Raw genomic sequence first — 18,524 nt, forward strand, 5'->3', positions numbered from 1 at the left:
GTAAGCTCATCCATAAATAAAGGATGAGCTTACACAATTTTTCTCTTCTCTGGGTGGCATTCCTTGTTTTGTGAGCGCAATCATCAGGAGTGTACCCATCCCATCCCCCCAGCGATTCCTTCCCCTCATAAAGATCAGGTCCCCGTAGTTACGGCCCTCAGCGGCCGTTTGCCATCCGCCGCAGCGTGGTGGCCCGGTATCCCCGTGATCCGGATCCTTCTGTCAGACCCGTTCCCCCACGCGGTGCCCAAAAGGAACCCCCCCGAGTGTATCGAGGGGGATCTCTCTCTGGGCGAGGTGATGACGATGGGGGGAGCCGAACGAAGATGATAGCGGGCCACCACGCTGCGGCGGGTGGCAAGTGACCGTTGAGGGTCACAGCTACGATGCATGCCCCCGCCGCGTCATGATGGGTATGTGCTATTCGCGGACCACAATAATGGTTCTGGTGTTGAGCACCGGTTGCTGGTGCTGATTCAGGTAGCGTGTCTCTAGGGTCAGAATATCCATACTATAGCCGCCGCTGCCAGGGCGGGTCTTGCCATCTATCAGTGTGGTGGTACCGGTGAGAATATCATTGGGATAGATGGGGGCCAGGTACTCGTATTCTTCTTCACCGTGCAGGATGCGGGCAACGTTGATGCCAAGCTCTGCCATGCTGCTTCCTCTGCTGCGATTGCCCCAGAAGCTGAACATGGTGGGCGTGGTGGGCGAAATAGGAACGTCCGGAAAGCCAGCCGCCTGCGCATCCTCACGACTCTGGTAGATCGGATTAGGATCTCCGATGGCGCTGGTTAACTCTTGAATCTTGTTGCGCTGTACCTCATAGGTGAAGGGCGCGAATTTGTAGCCGATCTTACTTGTGTCGAACATCGAGGCATGCTCCTGTTTGAGGGCCTAACGTGGGCCGCCGGCGACATAAATAATCTGGCCACTGACATAGCTGGATTCTTCGGAGGCCAGGAAGTTGATGACGTTGGCGACGTCACGTGGCTGACCTACGCGCCGGACCGGAATGGTTTTGGATGCGGCTTCGATACGCTCCTCGGGATCAAAGCCCATGCGGCGCGCGGTCGCGCGGGTCATCTCGGTGTCGATAAAGCCAGGGGCAACCGCGTTGGCGGTAATGCCGAACGGTCCTAACTCAATAGCCAGGGTACGTGTCAGTCCTTGCAGTCCGGCTTTGGCGGTAGAATAGTTGCTCTGGCCACGATTACCGAGAGCAGACGTGGAAGAGAGCGAGATGATGCGTCCATATTTTTGCTTGACCATCTGGACCTGGGCGGCGCGACTGCATAGGAATGCTCCCCGCAGATGTACATTGATCACGGTCTCCCAATCATCATCGCTCATTTTGAATAGCAAGTTATCCCGTGTCACGCCAGCGTTATTCACCAGGATATCTAACTGCCCGAAGCGCTCGACCGCTTGTTGGATGGCGGACTCAACCTGTGCTTTCTCGGTGACATTACAGGAGATGGCGAACGCCTGTGAACCTGCCTGCTCTATTTCTGTAATCACCTGTGCACAATCATCGGTATTAATATCTGCCAGCACGACGCGTGCTCCATCTTCAGCCAGACGCAGTGCGGTGGCGGCCCCAATACCGCGGCCAGCACCAGTAACAAAGGCCACACGGCCATCTAATTTTCCCATAACATAATCCTCCTAAGCCTGTAAAATACGACTCTATAACATACGATTTGCGATTGGTCGCTTGATCCTTGTCTCTCCTAATCTTTACTCCTGCCAGGTGAGCAACACATCAAGTACCTCAATACGTGTTGCAGTGATGAGCAGCGGATTAATCTCCAGCACCCGTAATTGTGGTCCCAGAGCAAGAGCCAGATTGCTAATCCTGTAAATCACCTCACTCAGAGCCTGCATATCGACCCCCGGCTGTCCGCGTGCTCCCCTTAGTAGTACCGCGCTGCGTAATGTACTCAGCAAATCTGGAATGTGTTCTCGAGCCACGGGCAATAGCTGCACCACGGTATCATTGAATACTTCGGTCCAGAGGCCACCCAGGCCGAGTGTGAGGATTGGTCCCCAGAGGTGATCCTGCACGATACTCACCAGAAGCTCGATGCCCGCCGGACGCATCGGACTGACCAGAATACCCTCGATCGCGGCGTCCGGCTGGTACTCCTGTACACGCCGCATAATCGCAGCGAACTCCTGCCGTATCTCCTGCTCGCTGGCGACATTCAGGCTGACACCACCCACATCGCTTTTATGCGGAAGCGCAGCAGATTGTACTTTGAGTGCCACCGGTAAGCCAAACTCGTGTGCGGCCCGCACCGCTTCATCCGCTGAGTGGGCCAGCTGGCCCGGTACGAGCGGAATGCCCGCCTGTTGTAAGATCAGGCGCGCCTGTACTTCTGAACAAGAGCCTTTGACGGGTTGTTCTACATGGAGCGGTCGTGGCTCTGCTGATAATGGCATGGCGATTTTATCAAGCTGTTCAGACCACCAGGCGAACTTGCCCAGGGCGCGTACGCCGTGTTCCAGGCCGGCCATGAAATGTTGACCGGTACGCTCGATGACAATGTGGATGCCGGTTGGCAGATTCAGACAGGTATTGGTGGTCACCAGTACAGGACGTGGGGCCGCCGCAATAATAGCCTTGAGCGTCTCATATTGTGGGAGTAAAACTGCCAGCGTTTCCGCTGTAGGTTCTCGGCTACCTTCGACGGTAGCCAGATATAAGACAAAATCGCTATTGGGATCAGTCGCCACGACCTCAAGGGCACGCTGCTGGAGGGTTGGATCTACGACCACATAGCCCGTCACATCTAATGGATTGTGGCTGGTAGAGAATGGTGGCAAGATAGCCTTCAGGCGCGCCACGGTTTGTGGGGCAAAATCAGGAAGCTCAAGGCCAACCTCTTGCGCCAGATCTGAGATGATATCGCAGGCACCCCCGGATGGCGTGACGACGGCCATGCGTCGTCCGGCTAGCGGTGGGCTATAGCCGGCCAGACCTGCTGTGGTCAAGAGATCTTCCAGTGAGGAGACGCGCATGATCCCTAGCTGACGAAACGCAGCCTCATTGATCTCGTTGTCTCCGACCAGCGCACCCGTATGGGCCAGAGCGCTCCGTGAACTGGCTTCACTCCTGCCAATCTTCAGGACCACAATCGCTTTGCCCAGCCGTCGGGCCTTGTCCGCCACACGGCGCAATTCAGCGGGATGGCGTATGCACTCCAGAAAGAGCGCAATAGAGCGCGTGGCCTCATCGTCAAGCAGATAATCCACCACATCGGTGACCGAGATCATACTTTCATTGCCCAGAGCCACCAGCAAGCTCAGCCCGATGGCGTGCCCCTGCGCAAAGGCCAGTACCGCGCTGGCGAGCGCTCCACTCTGTAAGACTATACCCACCGGACCAGCCTTGAGTGGTGGCGCGATCGGCAGTCCATAGGGCGTGATCTGATCGGTGACATTGATGAAGCCGTTGCCGTTTGGACCCAGGATCGTCAGCTTATGCGCCTGGGCGAAGCTCAGTAGCTCCTGCTCTAACCTGGCACCCTCCGGACCAACCTCGCTAAAGCCAGAGGTGAGCAAGACAAAATGGGTGGTCCCTAAGGTGGCCGCTTCCTGGACAATCGCGAGGACATGGCGGGTCGAGACCATCACAAAGGCCAGATCAACCACCTCTGGGAGTTCGCGCAGGCTTTTGTAGGCTCGCTGCCCATGGATCAGCTCACGATTTGGATTGACCAGATAGATTGGGCCAGGAAAGCCAAAGGTGTTGAGATTGTCAAAGGTATAGATCGACCAGCGTGAGTTATCAGTAGCTCCGATGAGTGCAATACTATGGGGGCGGAACAAGCGCTGAAGTTGTTCGCCTGCGAGCGCAGCCATCAAAGTGACTCCCCAAGTTTGACATGTCCACGTAGCAGGTTCCGTGAGATAATAAAGCGTTGGATCTCATCGGTACCCTCGAAGATTCTCCACAGGCGTACCTCACGATACCAACGCTCAACTGGCAGCTCCTTGGTATAACCCATGCCACCATGAATCTGCAAGACCCGATCCACGACATTATTGACCATATTTGAGCCATTCAGTTTGGCGATCGATGACGCATGGCGGTTATCCTGCTTCTGTTCAGCCAGCCACGCCGCGTATAGGGCCAGCCAGCGGGTTGCTTCAATCTCGACATGTGAATCGGCGATCATCCATTGGATGGCCTGTCGCTCGGAGATGGGTTGGCCAAAGGTAACACGTGTCTGTGCATAATCGATTGCCATCTGTAGTGCCCGCTCGGCGACTCCCACCGCTCGACAGGCGATAGCCCAGCGTCCAGCGCCAATCCATTGCATGCCCAGATTAAAGCCACCATGTAGCTGGCCCAAAATATTTTGCTCCGGGACACGCACATTCTCAAAATATAGCGAGGCCGGTCCCCACTCGCCCATCGTGTGGATATAGGTGGAATGCCAGCCCATCTCACGATCCACCAGGAAACAGGTCACGCCCCCATGGGCGCCTTTCTCAACATCGGTCACCGCAAAGACCATGGCAAAGTCCGCCTCATTGCCATTGGTGATAAAGACCTTCTCGCCATTCAGGACCCAGTGATCGCCGTCCTTGATGGCACGCATCTGGATATTGGCAGCATCGGAGCCCGCGCCCGGCTCGGTTAACGCAAAGCAGGAGCGTCGTTCGCCATTAATAGTGGGGATCAGGTAGCGCTGTTTCTGTTCTTCATTGCAGTAGTAGAGGATATTATCGGCCGTGCCGCCAAAGGCAAAAGGCACAAATGTTCGGGCCAGTTCCATACTGATGACCGCCGTCATTAAGGGACCAAGATTGGCTCCGCCATATTCTTCTGGCGTATTAATGCCCCAGAAGCCCATCTCTTTGGCCCTGGCCTGGAGCTCACGAATCTTGCCTGCCTCAATCCCGGGTCGTCCTTCGCGCTCATTGCGCAAGACATCACCTTCCAGAGGCAGCAGTTCTTTTTTGACAAAGTCGCGAACGGTCTGTTGGACCATTTTTTGTTCGTACGTCAGGCTGAAATCCATGTTCTGGCTCCTTTGCACTATGGACTGGACTGAGACGCCGCCTTCTCGTTGTACTAGCGACCACCATGGCACAGGGTACAACGCGTTTATCACTATTGGGAACGTCAGAATCGCCTTGTGCACAAGCGTAGCATATTTTATTTGAATATTCAATAGAACACGCCTTGCTTGCTAGTTAGCTTGACTTTCGCCAGTTCAGAAAATACACTGAATAGATAACAACGATATGTTTTCTCGCTCAACCCCTTCTCGACAGCGGGTGTAACAGTGTGGTGCCCGTCCAATAGTCTTTCAAGGAGGAATAAGTATGCGTGTTGAAGCCGCGGTCTTATACGAACCAGGCCGACCATCCCCCTATGCTGAATCAAAGCCCCTGGTGATTGAAGAAGTCGAACTGGATGCGCCCGGTCCAGGAGAAGTATTGGTAGAAGTTGTCAGTGCCGGACTCTGCCACTCCGATCTCTCTGCTATCAATGGTTCGATGTATGCGCAATTACCCGATCCAATCATCCTTGGACATGAGGCCAGTGGGATTATCAAGGAAGTAGGTCCAGGGGTCAAAGATATGCAGGTTGATGATCATGTGGTCTTTTCATTTGTGCCCATGTGTGGACATTGTCAGTACTGCGCGATTGGCCGTCCTGTACTCTGTAAGCATGGTAATCGTGCAAACGCGCATGGCACCCTGATCAGTGGTGGGCGGCGTTTCCATACCCTCACTGGCCGTGAGATTGCCTATTTTACCGGCACCTCGGCCTTCGCGCACTTTACGGTGGTGGCGCAGGAATCGCTGATCGTGGTTGATCGCAAACTTCCGTTGGATAAAGCTGCCCTCTTTGGTTGTGCCTTGATTACTGGCGTAGGCGCTGTGATGAATACGGCCAGAGTTGCGCCCGGCGAGCCGGTAGCTATCTTCGGGCTGGGTGGTGTAGGTTTAAGTACCATTATGGGAGCAAAGTTAGTCGGAGCCTCACCGATCATCGCCATCGATATGTTACCTTCCAAGTTCGAGCTGGCCAGACGGCTAGGGGCCGATCATACGATAGCGGCAGGCGAAGGGGATCCAGTCGCCAGGATTCGTGAGCTCACCAATGGTGGGGTCGAGTATGCCTTTGACGTAGTTGGCAACACCAATGTGCTGGCCCAGGCCTTCAAAGCCACACGTCCCGGTGGTAAAACCATCGCCATAGGTATCCCCCCGACAGACAAATTTCTCTCCACCCACGCGGCCGCCCTGGTCCTGCAAGAGAAAGTTATCCAGGGGTCTTTTATGGGATCCGCCATACCGCGCCGGGATATTCACCGTTTGACCCATCTCTACATGGCAGGAAAATTGCCCCTGGATGAATTGCTGAGTCCAGCTATTACGTTGGCGGAAATCAACACAGGCTTTGATCGCCTTGCGCAAGGGCAGGTGATTCGTCAACTCCTCCATTTCGTATAGTATTTATTACTATCATACTGAATATAGCACCTTGTTCAAGTTGCAAGCAGAGTGTTTACTGTTCAGTGGGGGGCGTATTCTCCGTGATGGGCTCACCTGTGGGGGGTAGTGCTGAATATAATGGAATATGGAGCTGCTCGGCAATATCGGCCAGTGTACCGCTTTGTTCGTTGAGCCAGGACTGCCGCCCTTTTCTGGCAAAAGGACGTAGTTGCGCCTGGACTCTGGCACCTTTTTTCTTTCTTGGCATAAACTTCTTCAACCCTTCAATCATCCCCTGTCATCGTGATAATGTGCTTTCATGTAAAGCGTCTATTGCCTGATTGTAGCATAAGCATGCATATATGTATACAAACTGGCCATAAAGTTCCAGCGTATTTTAAACGTTAGGAGGATTGAAATGCGGTGTCTGATGATTTTCAAAGCCGGCCGAGACGTACGGCCGGCGATCATCCGGCTAAACACTCCCATGACTTTTCGAGGATGCTGCAGGGTAGTGTTCAGGATAAATCATGGCGGCGGCGCACCGCCTGCAAGAAGAGGCGTGTCTCTTTCCCCAGCGTCTGCGTCGGGGTTACATCTGTGACCTCACGGATATCATAGATCCCCGAACGATTTTCCACCATCTGTTTCCCACGGAACGGAACCAGTACACCCTTTATTTCACCTTCTTTTGTTTTCGCTTTAACAAACTTACCCAGATCGGCTTTTACTTTTCTTTTGAACATTTCCTGACCTCGCAACAATCTTTGTAGGCTAGCATGCGACAGAGCATTATTATTTTTATCGTCTCTAGTATCTTATAACAGTTTTTACAGAAGAAACAAGAATAGCAACAATAGTACGGGGTTCTACGAAAAAAGACCGCCTGGATGATGCATCAAGGCTGTCTTTTTAAATATCGGAACAGAGAAAAGTTTTGGCTATCGCAAAAGTAGAGGCCAGTACTGCTAGTCCTGCACCTCAACTGTCTGAGTCTCAGTTGCACCGTCAGTGAAGCTCACCACGAAATCCACTGAAGTTGGTGTATCTGGATTATTCGGAACAATCTCAATATTTTCGACTGAGTCTAGTGGCCGCTGTAAAGTCTGAGTAATCCATTCAATCAAAAACTGGATGGCTGGATTGTCTTTATTGCTACTAAGCCATTTTTGTGCATGTGGTAAATCTGTCATAATATAGATGTTTCTCCTTCTAAGGGGTAGTATATCAAAAAGAACACGCCCACTGTGTATAGATAATACATGAGCGCGCTCAAAAAAGGAGTGGTGAGAAGATTTTTGCGCTTAGTTAACGAGAGGTTTTCTCCCCTGCTACCTTGCGCTTGTATCACTTTATTCAAGTGAAGATCACGAAGGTAAAGCCAGTTTTTAGCGGTGGAAGTTTTTATCAAAATGTTGGGTTATAATAGAAGAAGGTAAAAATAGCCAGGGAACATTTTTATTTATGGAGACGGGGTATCAATCTTGGAAGATATACTGACACAGAATTTTATTATTGCGACTAGCGTAGCCGATATCCGGCACGATCCTGATCCGGAGGCGGAATTAGTCACACAGGCGTTGATGAATATGCCCGCGATCGCGGGTGAGGCGTCCGGCGAATGGACCCATGTGCAGCTTACCGATTATAGTGGCTGGATTCGCACAAGCGAATTAGATTTTCCGATTGTGCGTGGTGTCTGTGAGGGCGATGAAGGAACCTGTGGCGTGGCGCTCCCGTATTCGGTGGTGGTGACTGAGACCCATACGCCAGTCTACGCGCATGCCCAGGGTGACGAAAAGCTGTTTGATATCTATCTTTCGACCATATTGCCCTATATCGATCTCGCGCATCCTCAGCGTTTACGCATTGCTTTGCCCGGTGAACAAGAGGGCTGGATTGCGCGTGAAGCCGTGGATATCCGTAGCAATAGCGAGCTCTATCCCCGCAAGGACCTTTCGACGGTTATTGAGTATGCCAAAGCTTTTCTGGACATTCCTTATCTCTGGGGTGGTACCAGCTGGCGTGGGATTGATTGTAGCGGTTTCGTCCAGTTATGCTATCGTATGGGCGGCAATACTATTCCGCGCGACGCCGACCAGCAATATGATTTCTTACCACAATCTGTTGAGCGTCAGGATATGCAACCCGGTGACCTGATCTTCTTTGGCAGTAAAAGCATTACCCATGTGGGCATGGCCATCAGTTCCTGTGAGTTTATCCATGCTGAAGGACAAGATTTTAATCGTGTCGTCATCACGAGTTTTGATCCTCAGCACGCTGACTATCATGCACGCCTGGACTCCATTGTCTGGGGTATCAAACGCGTGCGCTAGTTTTGAGCCTCCTCTCGCGCTGTGTTGCTCTAGCTGTTTTGTTACCAGAATGGCGTTTTTTCGTAGAGAAACCCCTGCATTGTGGTATTATTGGTAATGATAGGACATCAAGCTGTATGCAAGGGGAGGCTTTTGTGCGTCTACCATCATTTGTAGGCCAGCGGCCCGAAACTTCATCTCTACGAGAACGCATTCTTTCCCAGCGGGTCTATCCGACTGAGGTTCTGCGCAAGATTGTGCGCAAGATCGATGCCCCCGCTGCCTGGCAAGCAATCCCAACAGAGGACCAAAGGCATTTTGTGCTCACCAGCTTTACACTCGGATGTGTGAGTATCCTGGCTGCATTTTTCCCCATTTGTGGTTTTCCTGTCTCTATTACCGGTCTTCTGTTGGGACTGTATGGTCGTCAGGCAACGCCGCTTAAAACAACCTCTGCCTGGGCTATTGTACTCTCACTGATTGGATTATTGCTCACGTGTATCAATACACTTGTTATCCTCAGTATTTATTTTCAAAATTATCTGTGATAACAATGTACTTATCGCGTTAACACAATCGAATCGTTGTGACAGGCTCATGCCACTGAATGGGTAGGCGTCTGCCACTGGTGCGCGAAACGTGAAAGCTGGAAGCGTGCCAGTGGCACGACGGATTCGTTGCGGGTAAGCAGTGAACTTAGCATTTCCCCTAATAAGATGCCGAATTTGAAGGCATGGCCGGTGAAACCTGTTCCCAACACGATGCGAGCATCACCAGGTAGATAGTCGAGAATAAAATCTTCGTCCTGGCTGACATCATAAATGTAGGATTCCACCCTGGCAAGTTCTGCGTCGCGCAAGGCTGGAATCAAATTGTAGAGGCGTCTGACAACCTGACGGATGACGCGTTCATCTACCGGTGGTACTTCTCCTGGCTCCGCTGGTGCGCCAAAGATGTGTGAGGCCGCTTTGAGCAGGGCTGGTTCGTTCTGGTTTTGGGTATGGATGGGAAAACCATACAGGTCATCGGCCATAAAAGCTGGAAATACATAACGACTGAATTGTTGAATTGGCAGATTCGCAAAATACAAGAGATATTGACGTGTCAGTCGTACTGGTAATGCCAGTTCTTCTCCAAGTAAGCGATGAACCCAGGGACCAGTCGCTACTACAACCTGATCCGCCTCCATTTTATGTCCATTGGCGAGCTTCAAGCGGATGGGACGCTGAGAATCGGCATGTTCGATGGCGGTAACTTGATGATGTTCCAGAATGGTCCCGCCCATATCCTGAATGCATGCACGCAAAGTCTGTAAGCAGGTTGAAGCGTGGAGCATACCCGCTTCCAGATTATACGTTAAAAAATCAAACCCTTGAGTATTGAACTGAGGGAAGCGTTGGGCGCAATCGTGTTGTGTCAGGCGTTCTGGTGAATGTCCTAGCTCTCTGATAGTGTAATAACTTTGTTTGGTAAAATTTTCTTCCTGATCGAAGCCCAAGGAGAGGACCCCCGTGGGCGTATACAGTTGTTGGTGTGTTCTCTGCTCCAACTGTTTCCAACGCTTCAGGCTTAATCGTACCATCTCTGAATAGAAGGCGTCATTCCCATATTCCAGGCGGAGTAGACGCGACATACCATGTGAGGATGCCTGGTTATGATCAACAGTTGCCTGTTCCAGCACCGTCACCTGATGGAAGCCCTGCTGGAGAAGGCTATAGGCTGTGGAAAGACCGATAATACCAGCGCCTACGACGATAGTACGTTGCTGATGCACGATAAAACTGCCTCCTGTCTATTTACTTGTATTGAAGGATACGATTATAACAAAATCTACACTAAATTTCAATAAATTAAACGAGTATTTTTAGGAATATTAGTGTACTTACAAATACTATCATTGAGCTATAAATGTAATTAAAGTGTAATATATTTGTGGATGGCTTTGTGTAAACTCATGTATATAAAAGTCAACGGTACTCGACTACAATGTTATACAAGCGAAAAAATGGACGCCACATTGTCGTAAAAAGTATGCTGCTAGTGTGTATGGAGCGCGTTGTGTCACAAGTAATAGCATTCAATGGCACCGCTATTAAAAGCAATCGTGAACGTTGCTGGTTGCGTTCACTCGATTGGATGGTCTGGTTTCTCTCGACGGAAGTTGTGTGGTCATATACAATTGATAGACACGTCGCGCTGGAATTTTTTATACCGTTAACTACTAGTATGACGCGCCAGTGTAATCACTTATCAATTTTAGCAAGAAAGTGGTAGCTGTAGACCTATGCATAAGCCTGATATATTACAAGACCCGATCTTTGTGGCTCCATCAAGTCTCTTGCCGGCCCAGCCTGAGGTACCATCCTCGAAATACTATACATTGCGCTATATCCTGGCTGCGGTGCTGGCTCCTGGTGAGAGTCGTATTATTTTGCCGGCGCTGAGTGATGATAGTGATGCCCTCTTTCGTGGTTGTCGCGCTCTGGGCGCAGAGCTACGATGGGAAGATGAGCAGCAGCATGTCTTGCTCATTCGTGGCATTGGCCGGCCACACGCGACTGGTCCTGTGACGATCAATGTTGGGAACGCCGGTGCTGTCCTGCGTCTTCTCCTTGGACTCGGGGCCATGCTGCCGGATGTAACCTTTGTCACCGATCATCCCCAATCTCTGGGTAAACGTCCCAATCGTGAGCTGCTAGAGGCCTTAACACAGCTGGGTGTTATGTGTGAAAGCACCGGTAGCGAGGGCTTTTTACCCATCACGCTGCATGGTGGCGCTATTCATGGTGGCAAGGTCACTATTTCTGGAGCACGAAGCTCCCAATATCTGAGCTCACTCCTTTTCCTGGCCCCACTGCTGCCGGATGGACTGGAGATTACCGTGGTCGATGGTTTGAAGTCCCAACCATTGGTACGTGCAACCCTGGAAGTATTGCAGGAAGCGGGTATTCAGGTGGACTATGCGGAGAACTTGCTCTCCTTCCGCATCGCTCCGGGACAGCAGTATCAGCCTCGCGAGTATACCATTCCCGGTGATTATCCTGCCGCGGCCGCTTTACTGGCTGCCTATGCCGTGTCGAATGATCCCTCCAGTACCTTGCGATTATCCAGATTGCGTCCAGGTGATGAGGTGGGAGAGGCTTTGCTGCAGGCTTTTCGCGCTATGGGAGCCGACCTGCGGGTAGATGGTGAGCAAGTGACGTTGCGCGGGGGACGGCGCTTACAAGGCTTTAGCCTGGATGGCGATCCCGTCATCGACTGTATTCCTGTGCTGGTTGCCGCGGCCTGTTTCGCCGAAGGGGAGAGCGTGATCTCGAATATTGAGAGTCTGCATTATAAGGAATCTGATCGCATCAATGACCTCTGTACTGAATTACGTAAAGCCGGCTGCTCAGTAGAGCCACAAGAAGATGCGATCATTATCCAGGGACAACCCCAGGGTGTGGAAGGCGGCGTGACGGTAGATGGTCATAACGATCATCGTGTGCTGATGGCGCTGGCAATCGTGGGACTACGCAGCCGTAGTGGGCTGATTCTCACCGGTGCCGAGCACATCGCCAAAAGTTATCCGCACTTTTTTGAGGAACTGCAACGCTGTGGAGCGGACATCCATCCAGTTGCACCACAGCAATAAGCAAGTCTACAAGGCAAGACAGGCTTCGGCCGCCAGCCAGAACAGTTTTTCCCGTACCGAAGTCTGCCTTGTCCAGTCCCGTCCATCCCACTGCTCACTGCCAACATCATCACCACCATATAGCAATTGGGCAAACTGTACATTACGGAACTGGGAGACCGCAAAAAAGGCCGCCGCCTCCATCTCAACCGTAATACAGCCCTCCTGGCGTCGTAGCTGGACCTTTTGTGGCGTTTCCCGATAGATAGCATCGGTGGTCCAGGTTTTTCCCAGTACATACGCGCAGTGGTGTTTTTGGAGTACCGCTTCAATGGCCTGCACACCCTCAGGATGGGCCAGCACCTCGCGGCCCGGTGGAAGATAGTGATAGGATACGCCTTCGTCCCGTATGGCGGCGGTTGGAACGACCACATGACCGACCGCCAGGCTACTATCGAGTACACCGGCACCGCCGCAGGCAATAAATTTGTTGCAACCCAGAGCGATCACTTCTTCCAGCAAGGCTGCCGAGAGCGGCGCGCCAATACCAGGATGAAAGACGGTTAATTTGCGTTGTTCGATCTCGACTTCATAGATTGGATGAGCCCCGATCTCACTGCTCAAGTTGTGAATGACACGGGCCTGATGTTTGTGGATTAATGTCGTGATCACATCCTGAAAAAAGCAGACTACCGCATGGGGCGAAATATCCATGGGCCTGATTAAGCGTGATGGCTCCAACATAGCTTCTGGTGTACGATCAAACTCAAGAATAGGATACTCTTGCTTCATTTGAAATCCCTTCATGAAGTGCTTGCGTTGGCATACCGGTGTCGTGCGCTATTGACGCAGCTAGGGTTAGCAACTATGGCAAATTTTGCAATAGAATGATACAATACTCTTCGGTCATAAAGGAAGATATTCTTGTCTGCGTGGTCAATGTGCTGTTTTTAGATTCAGCCGAAAGGAATACGCTTGTGTATAGGTATAAAGGCTTTGATAGCGCTCTCTGTGGTGGTAGTATGGCCGCGTTAGAAGCTATTGTCAATGCCTGGATGGAGGGGGAGAGGCCACGTATTCGACAGATGAGCCAGAGCGTTCGCGGCCAACACATCATTTTAAGTTTTGTTTATGAAGATACACACGAATTAGAGCAGCGGATCGCATTACAGAATCCAGCGACCGCGATTACTGGCGGGTATCCTCGCTTTTTTGAAGATGATACGGTTGAGGATCGGCCGACTAATCCAAGCATACCAGCGACCCCTCCTCCCATGCATTGAGTTTTGCTCTGCAGAAGTATCTATGTGCTTTAGCTATCACACCAATAAGGACTAACATGGCGACTCCATATCTATTATATGTCACTCCAGAGGGAGAAATTGTTGAAGAGCACCGTTTACAGGCGCTCTCCTTTGGGGATCGTCCCCTCCGGGAGAGCGATCTGATTCCATTGCCTGATGGCGTGACCCTTTCCATGATGCCAGATCGTCTGGCCGTTGGACAGAAGCGTTCTGGCGTGCGGCAGGTGCTTCCGCAGTCGCGTGGCTGGGCGGTCGCAGCCTTGCTGCCAATTGGGTATACACGCACGCTCTTGCCAGCCTACGAAAAAGTTCCTGATACGGAGCCGTTGCCCTTCTTTGGCTATAGCGCTGTAGCCGGCATGGACGGTAAGTTATATGTCGCGGCCGTCAAAACTGACGAGGTCAGGAAATGGCATCCACGCTCTTTCAATCGCCAGAAGCTTGAGCGCCTGGTCCATGAGAAGCAGGAAAAATATCCAGAGAACCGCATCATTGGTCAGCATGCCCACTGCGCGCTGGACTATTCATGTCCTACGGCAAGCAATCTGTTCTTTGAGCGCTGGGAAATGGCGATCGCCGTCTCTCCTGGCTGTAATGCTCGCTGCGTTGGCTGTATTTCCAAGCAGGAAGAAGAAGACCTGATCTCGCCACAGGACCGACTGGATTTTATTCCCAGTGTTGATGAAATCGTCGAAGTCGCCAAAGGACACCTGGAGAGCGCCGAAGATGCGATCGTCAGCTTTGGTCAGGGGTGTGAGGGTGAGCCGCTGTTGCAATGGCCACGTATCGGGAAAGCCATCAAAGCCCTGCGTCAACAGACTGATCGGGGCGTGATCAACATCAATACCAACGGTAGTAATCCGCGCTGGCTCCAGCATCTCTATGATGCTGGCCTGGACACGCTTCGCGTTAGCACGATCTCTGGCCATCCTGAAACCTATAACGCTTATTACCGGCCACTTGGCTATACCTTTGATGATGTCAAAGAATCCCTGCGCCGAGCCAATGCGGAGGGTGTGTATAGTTCAATCAACCTGTTAAGCTTTCCTGGCTTGATCGATCGTGAGCGCGAAGTAGAAGCCTTACTCTCCCTGGCCCGTGATACTGGCCTGCGTCTCATTCAGTTGCGCAACCTCAACATTGATCCCGAAGTCTTCCTGCCCCGCATGCCAGACTTTGAGACGATGGGTAAAGCAGTAGGCATGCGCAAACTGATCCAGATCCTCAAACAAGAACTGCCAGATGTCGAGATCGGTAACTTCACCCGCCCGATCCAGCGCCAGTCCAGTTCTGCACAGGTGTAACCTGAACACCATGGCCAGCCAGACGAGCGCAAAACCCGCCTGGCTGGCTCCTGCGCACCATTTCCCCAGACGCTACCTGTATGTGTACATGATACATTTATTTTTAGGATTTCTTGAGCTTCCTGCCATCTATAATGAGATATAATAGGTCACTGGTTAGCCTTTTGACAGAGGGTATAAGCGTTCAGGAGGAAGTGACGGATGAATCCACGCCACGCATCTGGAGATAAGCCTGAGCAGCAGCCAGGCAAAGCTCGGCAGGACGGATCAGCGGCGACAGATGACTTTGATGTTATCTTGTTTGGTCCAATGGAGGAACGTCAGGGCAGCAGGTTGGGTGATAGTCGGGTACGGATGGTTTTGCCAGCCAGACCCCCATTTCATCGTTTACGAGAAGGTACGCTGGAAGCCACCGAGTCGGCCGAGATTCCAGAGGGGCGTATGCAGCAGGCCACATACTGGCTGAAACGGGCGTTGATCGGTGTGCCGATCGCTACGGCGCGCTCTGATCAGGAGCGCCTGACTAAATTTAAGGCTCTGGCGGTCCTCTCTTCGGATGCCATTTCCTCAGTTGCGTTCGCTACTGAAGCTATCCTGATCAATCTGGTGGCCGCTGGCTCGGCGGCCCTGGCCTGGACACTCCCGATCAGCCTGGTTATCCTGGCCCTGTTAGTTGTCGTCACGCTCTCCTATCGCCAGACCATCCCAGCTTATCCCAATGGAGGTGGCTCCTATATTGTCGCGCGCGAAAACCTCGGCACCATCCCAGGACTGGTGGCGGCGGCCGCGCTGATGATTGATTATGTCTTGAACGTTGCGGTCTGTGTCGCGGCCGGTGTGCATAATGTTGTCTCGCTTTTCCCTTCGCTGCAACCGTATGTCATTCTGATGGATCTGGTCCTGGTCCTGGTGATGACGGTCCTCAATTTACGCGGCATTCGGGAATCTGGTACCATCTTTGCCCTCCCAACTTATTTTTTTATTGTCAGCGCCCTCTTGTTGATCGGGGTGGGCCTGACAAAAGCGTATGTGTTTCATCATCAGCCACTCATTGGACATTTCGTGCCAACTGTCCAGGCAATTGAGCCACTCACCATCTTTGTACTGCTGCGCTCATTTGCCACCGGTTGTTCAGCCATGACAGGAGTTGAAGCCATCTCTAATGGCATCCCGATCTTCCGCAAGCCGGAGACGCGCAATGCCACGATTACACTAACCTGGATGGCCTGTATTCTTGGTACGCTGTTCCTGGGTATTACCTTGCTAGCCATGACCTATGCGGTGCAGGCCGAGCCATCGGGCAACCCGACCGTCATCGCCAAAATCGCCAGCGACGTCTTCACTGGTCCACTGGTCTTTTTGTTTCCTCTCTTTCAGTTATCGGTGCTGGGCATTCTGACACTCTCTGCTGAGACCAGTTACGCTGACTTTCCGCGCCTGGCTTCGCTCCTGGCGCGTGATAAATTCCTACCCTCGATGTTCTCGTTTCGGGGTGATCGCCTGGCCTTTAGCTCTGGTATTATCGCGTTGGCCCTGCTCTCCGCACTCCTGCTTATTGGCTTCAAAGGCGACACCAACTCACTGATCAACCTGTTCGCCGTGGGCGTCTTTATTGCCTTTACCCTGTCACAATCTGGCATGGTTGTGCACTGGTGGAGACTGCGTGCCTCACAGAAAAGCTGGCTGCGCAGCATGATCATCAACGGAACTGGTGCCCTGACCACCGCCCTGGTCGCCCTGGTGGTGGCTACGATGAAATTTCTGGAAGGCGCCTGGATCGTCGTGATCCTGATTCCCCTGATGGTCTGGCTCTTCCAGAGTATTTCACGCCATTATCACCTGGTGGAACAGGAACGCACCTTTGATCTGCCACTGCATCCTCAGGACATTCATCACCGTATCGTGGTACCGATTGATCGCCTGGACCGCGCGACCATTCAGAGTCTGGCTTATGCTCGCTCAATCGCGAACCATGTGACGGCTGTGCATGTGGATATAGATGAAGAGCACACCAACCAGATGCGGGCCGACTGGGAGCGCTGGCAGAAACAGATCCCTGAAGGCGAAGGGATCCATCTGCTGATCATTGCCTCCCCGTTCCGTTCCCTGGTGCGTCCACTCCTCGCCTATATTGATGTCATGCACCAGCGCCATCCCGAGGAGATCCTGACGGTCATCTTGCCAGAATTCGTGGTTTCGCACTGGTGGGAATACCCGCTGCATAATCAGACCGCGCTACGCCTGAAGACGGCTCTGCTTTTTCGGCCAGGAATTGCTGTGCTTAACCTGCCCCAGCATCTGCAAACCCATATGCCATCCGGATCTGCCCATCACGAACGCACCTGAGCATGATTATAAGTGGGCGTATGGCTCGGAGCTATAGGTATTCTTGAGCATACGCCGGGCGGCGCTGGCAACAGGATCGACGCCGAGCTGCACGATGCAATCGCGCGTGGAACAGCCCTCGGGTGTCCCGAGCAGGTGGCCGCTATAGAAACAGGGCATACACGGCAGATCCAGGCGTACGACGGTGGCGCGTTTATTGTTGGGATCACCGGTATAGGGCCCCCAGGCTTTATGGTTGGAGAGGCTGAAGATGGCCACCGTGGGCGCGCCGACCGCGGCCGCCAGATGCATGACGCCAGCATCATTGCCTACAAAAAGATCTACCAGTTCAAGGACCGCCGCCGCCGTTTTGATACTGCCGCGACCGGCCAGACTACGGACGGGCATACTGGATTGCATCAGGCCAATGATCTGCTGATGGAGCTCTTTTTCCTCTGGACCGCCCATGAGAAGTAATTGCCCACCAACATCAGCATATAACCTATCGGCCAGCTGGGCAAAGCGTTCCGGAGCCCAGCGACGAGCGGTACTATAGCTCCCGCTACCAGGGTGCATAGCGATCAAAGGACGAGTTATAGCTGTGGCTTCCTGTTCTCCATACACGAGAGCATGAGCCTGCTGGCGCTCTTCAGCGCTGAGTGGCAGGACCAGTTTTTTATCCCGGACATGGGCACCCGCGGCCTCGGCAACAGCCATGGCATACTCGGCTTCATGCATCGCCCCAAAGCCACGATCCTTGACGCGCACATTTAGAAACCAGCCATGTCCATTATCCAGCCCGATGCGCCATTTAGCTCCTGTGGCCCGCATCAATAGCTGATGTTTCAAGCGTCCAAAGGGGAGTGTAAGATGGTGGAGGAGCAGGACCGCATCATAGTGACCGGAGCGCAGGGTCTGCCAGAGCTCTTGTAACTTGAGTAAGGCTTGTGGATTATGCAATAATTGTTTGGGCTGATCAAAAAGATATTTATCGAGTACGATCGTCTGATTCACCACTTCCCAGCCATTTAAGAGTCCTGCCGAGTCTGGTGTGACCAGCAGATCAATGCGTGCCTGCGGATATGTCTCACGCAAGGCACGTAAAGCCGGAGTCGCCAGTAAAAGGTCGCCAATTCCCGCCATCTTTACCACCAGGATACGTGCATTGGCGGGCAAGGTTATCTGTGTTTTATGCATAATTGCT

Annotated in this window: 18 protein-coding genes; 8 read left to right on the forward strand and 10 right to left on the reverse strand. The window is 52.4% G+C overall.

The features are described from left to right. Window positions 1-420: 420 nt before the first annotated feature. The 4 genes from EL633_RS15325 to EL633_RS15340 form a co-directional block, all read right to left on the reverse strand. Window positions 421-873, reverse strand: coding sequence for an FAS1-like dehydratase domain-containing protein (locus EL633_RS15325; RefSeq protein ID WP_126628013.1), 453 nt, complete (start codon window positions 871-873; stop codon window positions 421-423). 24 nt (window positions 874-897) lie between these two features. Next, on the reverse strand, window positions 898-1,656 hold the full coding sequence (locus tag EL633_RS15330) for a beta-ketoacyl-ACP reductase (RefSeq protein ID WP_126628014.1): 759 nt from the start codon (window positions 1,654-1,656) through the stop codon (window positions 898-900). A gap of 84 nt (window positions 1,657-1,740) precedes the next feature. Beyond that, window positions 1,741-3,867 (reverse strand): acetate--CoA ligase family protein, encoded by a 2,127-nt coding sequence (locus tag EL633_RS15335; protein ID WP_126628015.1) that lies wholly within the window; start codon window positions 3,865-3,867, stop codon window positions 1,741-1,743. Continuing rightward, a complete protein-coding gene (locus EL633_RS15340) occupies window positions 3,867-5,033 on the reverse strand; it encodes an acyl-CoA dehydrogenase family protein (protein WP_126628016.1) in 1,167 nt (388 codons plus the stop codon). The genes EL633_RS15335 and EL633_RS15340 overlap by 1 nt, the downstream gene beginning before the upstream one ends. Window positions 5,034-5,340: 307 nt before the next feature. On the opposite strand from EL633_RS15340, the gene EL633_RS15345 reads away from it, so the two are divergent. Beyond that, complete coding sequence (locus EL633_RS15345) at window positions 5,341-6,477, forward strand: zinc-binding dehydrogenase (RefSeq protein WP_126628017.1); 1,137 nt, start codon at window positions 5,341-5,343, stop codon at window positions 6,475-6,477. Window positions 6,478-6,532: 55 nt separating this feature from the next. Here the strand turns inward: EL633_RS15345 and EL633_RS15350 are convergent, their stop codons facing one another. The 3 genes from EL633_RS15350 to EL633_RS15360 form a co-directional block, all read right to left on the reverse strand. After that, window positions 6,533-6,727 carry a hypothetical protein gene (locus EL633_RS15350; RefSeq protein ID WP_126628018.1) on the reverse strand — a complete coding sequence of 65 codons (195 nt, stop codon included), beginning with the start codon at window positions 6,725-6,727 and terminating at the stop codon, window positions 6,533-6,535. 250 nt (window positions 6,728-6,977) lie between these two features. Then, window positions 6,978-7,205 carry a hypothetical protein gene (locus EL633_RS15355; protein WP_126628019.1) on the reverse strand — a complete coding sequence of 76 codons (228 nt, stop codon included), beginning with the start codon at window positions 7,203-7,205 and terminating at the stop codon, window positions 6,978-6,980. A 222-nt stretch (window positions 7,206-7,427) separates the two neighbouring features. Continuing rightward, on the reverse strand, window positions 7,428-7,652 hold the full coding sequence (locus EL633_RS15360; protein ID WP_126628020.1) for a hypothetical protein: 225 nt from the start codon (window positions 7,650-7,652) through the stop codon (window positions 7,428-7,430). Window positions 7,653-7,943: 291 nt separating this feature from the next. Here EL633_RS15360 and EL633_RS15365 point away from each other — a divergent pair, with 291 nt between their 5' ends. Together EL633_RS15365 and EL633_RS15370 are read left to right on the forward strand one after the other, a co-directional pair. Further along, window positions 7,944-8,795 (forward strand): C40 family peptidase, encoded by an 852-nt coding sequence (locus EL633_RS15365; protein ID WP_126628021.1) that lies wholly within the window; start codon window positions 7,944-7,946, stop codon window positions 8,793-8,795. A 134-nt stretch (window positions 8,796-8,929) separates the two neighbouring features. Next, window positions 8,930-9,322, forward strand: coding sequence for a hypothetical protein (locus EL633_RS15370; RefSeq protein ID WP_126628022.1), 393 nt, complete (start codon window positions 8,930-8,932; stop codon window positions 9,320-9,322). A 47-nt stretch (window positions 9,323-9,369) separates the two neighbouring features. Here the strand turns inward: EL633_RS15370 and EL633_RS15375 are convergent, their stop codons facing one another. Then, window positions 9,370-10,548, reverse strand: coding sequence for an FAD-dependent oxidoreductase (locus EL633_RS15375; RefSeq protein ID WP_161982169.1), 1,179 nt, complete (start codon window positions 10,546-10,548; stop codon window positions 9,370-9,372). A gap of 284 nt (window positions 10,549-10,832) precedes the next feature. On the opposite strand from EL633_RS15375, the gene EL633_RS15380 reads away from it, so the two are divergent. Together EL633_RS15380 and aroA are read left to right on the forward strand one after the other, a co-directional pair. Further along, window positions 10,833-11,048 (forward strand): hypothetical protein, encoded by a 216-nt coding sequence (locus tag EL633_RS15380; protein ID WP_126628024.1) that lies wholly within the window; start codon window positions 10,833-10,835, stop codon window positions 11,046-11,048. Between the two features lie 10 nt (window positions 11,049-11,058). Continuing rightward, entirely contained in the window at window positions 11,059-12,408 is a 1,350-nt protein-coding gene (gene aroA / locus EL633_RS15385) for a 3-phosphoshikimate 1-carboxyvinyltransferase (protein ID WP_126628025.1), read from the forward strand. 6 nt (window positions 12,409-12,414) lie between these two features. On the opposite strand, the gene EL633_RS15390 is transcribed toward aroA, so the two are convergent. Beyond that, window positions 12,415-13,179, reverse strand: a complete 765-nt coding sequence (locus EL633_RS15390) for a nucleoside phosphorylase (protein WP_218027500.1) — start codon at window positions 13,177-13,179, stop codon at window positions 12,415-12,417. A 185-nt stretch (window positions 13,180-13,364) separates the two neighbouring features. Between EL633_RS15390 and EL633_RS15395 the strand changes: the two genes are divergently transcribed. The 3 genes from EL633_RS15395 (at window position 13,365) to EL633_RS15405 (ending at window position 17,341) form a co-directional block, all read left to right on the forward strand. Beyond that, window positions 13,365-13,670, forward strand: a complete 306-nt coding sequence (locus EL633_RS15395) for a hypothetical protein (protein WP_126628026.1) — start codon at window positions 13,365-13,367, stop codon at window positions 13,668-13,670. A 56-nt stretch (window positions 13,671-13,726) separates the two neighbouring features. Further along, window positions 13,727-14,995: a radical SAM family protein gene (locus EL633_RS15400; protein ID WP_126628027.1), complete on the forward strand. Its 1,269-nt coding sequence runs from the start codon at window positions 13,727-13,729 to the stop codon at window positions 14,993-14,995. A gap of 201 nt (window positions 14,996-15,196) precedes the next feature. Continuing rightward, a complete protein-coding gene (locus tag EL633_RS15405) occupies window positions 15,197-17,341 on the forward strand; it encodes an APC family permease (protein ID WP_246039144.1) in 2,145 nt (714 codons plus the stop codon). A 6-nt stretch (window positions 17,342-17,347) separates the two neighbouring features. Here the strand turns inward: EL633_RS15405 and EL633_RS15410 are convergent, their stop codons facing one another. Further along, on the reverse strand, window positions 17,348-18,517 hold the full coding sequence (locus EL633_RS15410) for a glycosyltransferase family 9 protein (RefSeq protein ID WP_126628028.1): 1,170 nt from the start codon (window positions 18,515-18,517) through the stop codon (window positions 17,348-17,350). Between the last annotated feature and the right edge of the window lie 7 nt (window positions 18,518-18,524).

This window comes from Dictyobacter alpinus (assembly GCF_003967575.1).
Classification (GTDB): Bacteria; Chloroflexota; Ktedonobacteria; order Ktedonobacterales; family Ktedonobacteraceae; genus Dictyobacter; species Dictyobacter alpinus.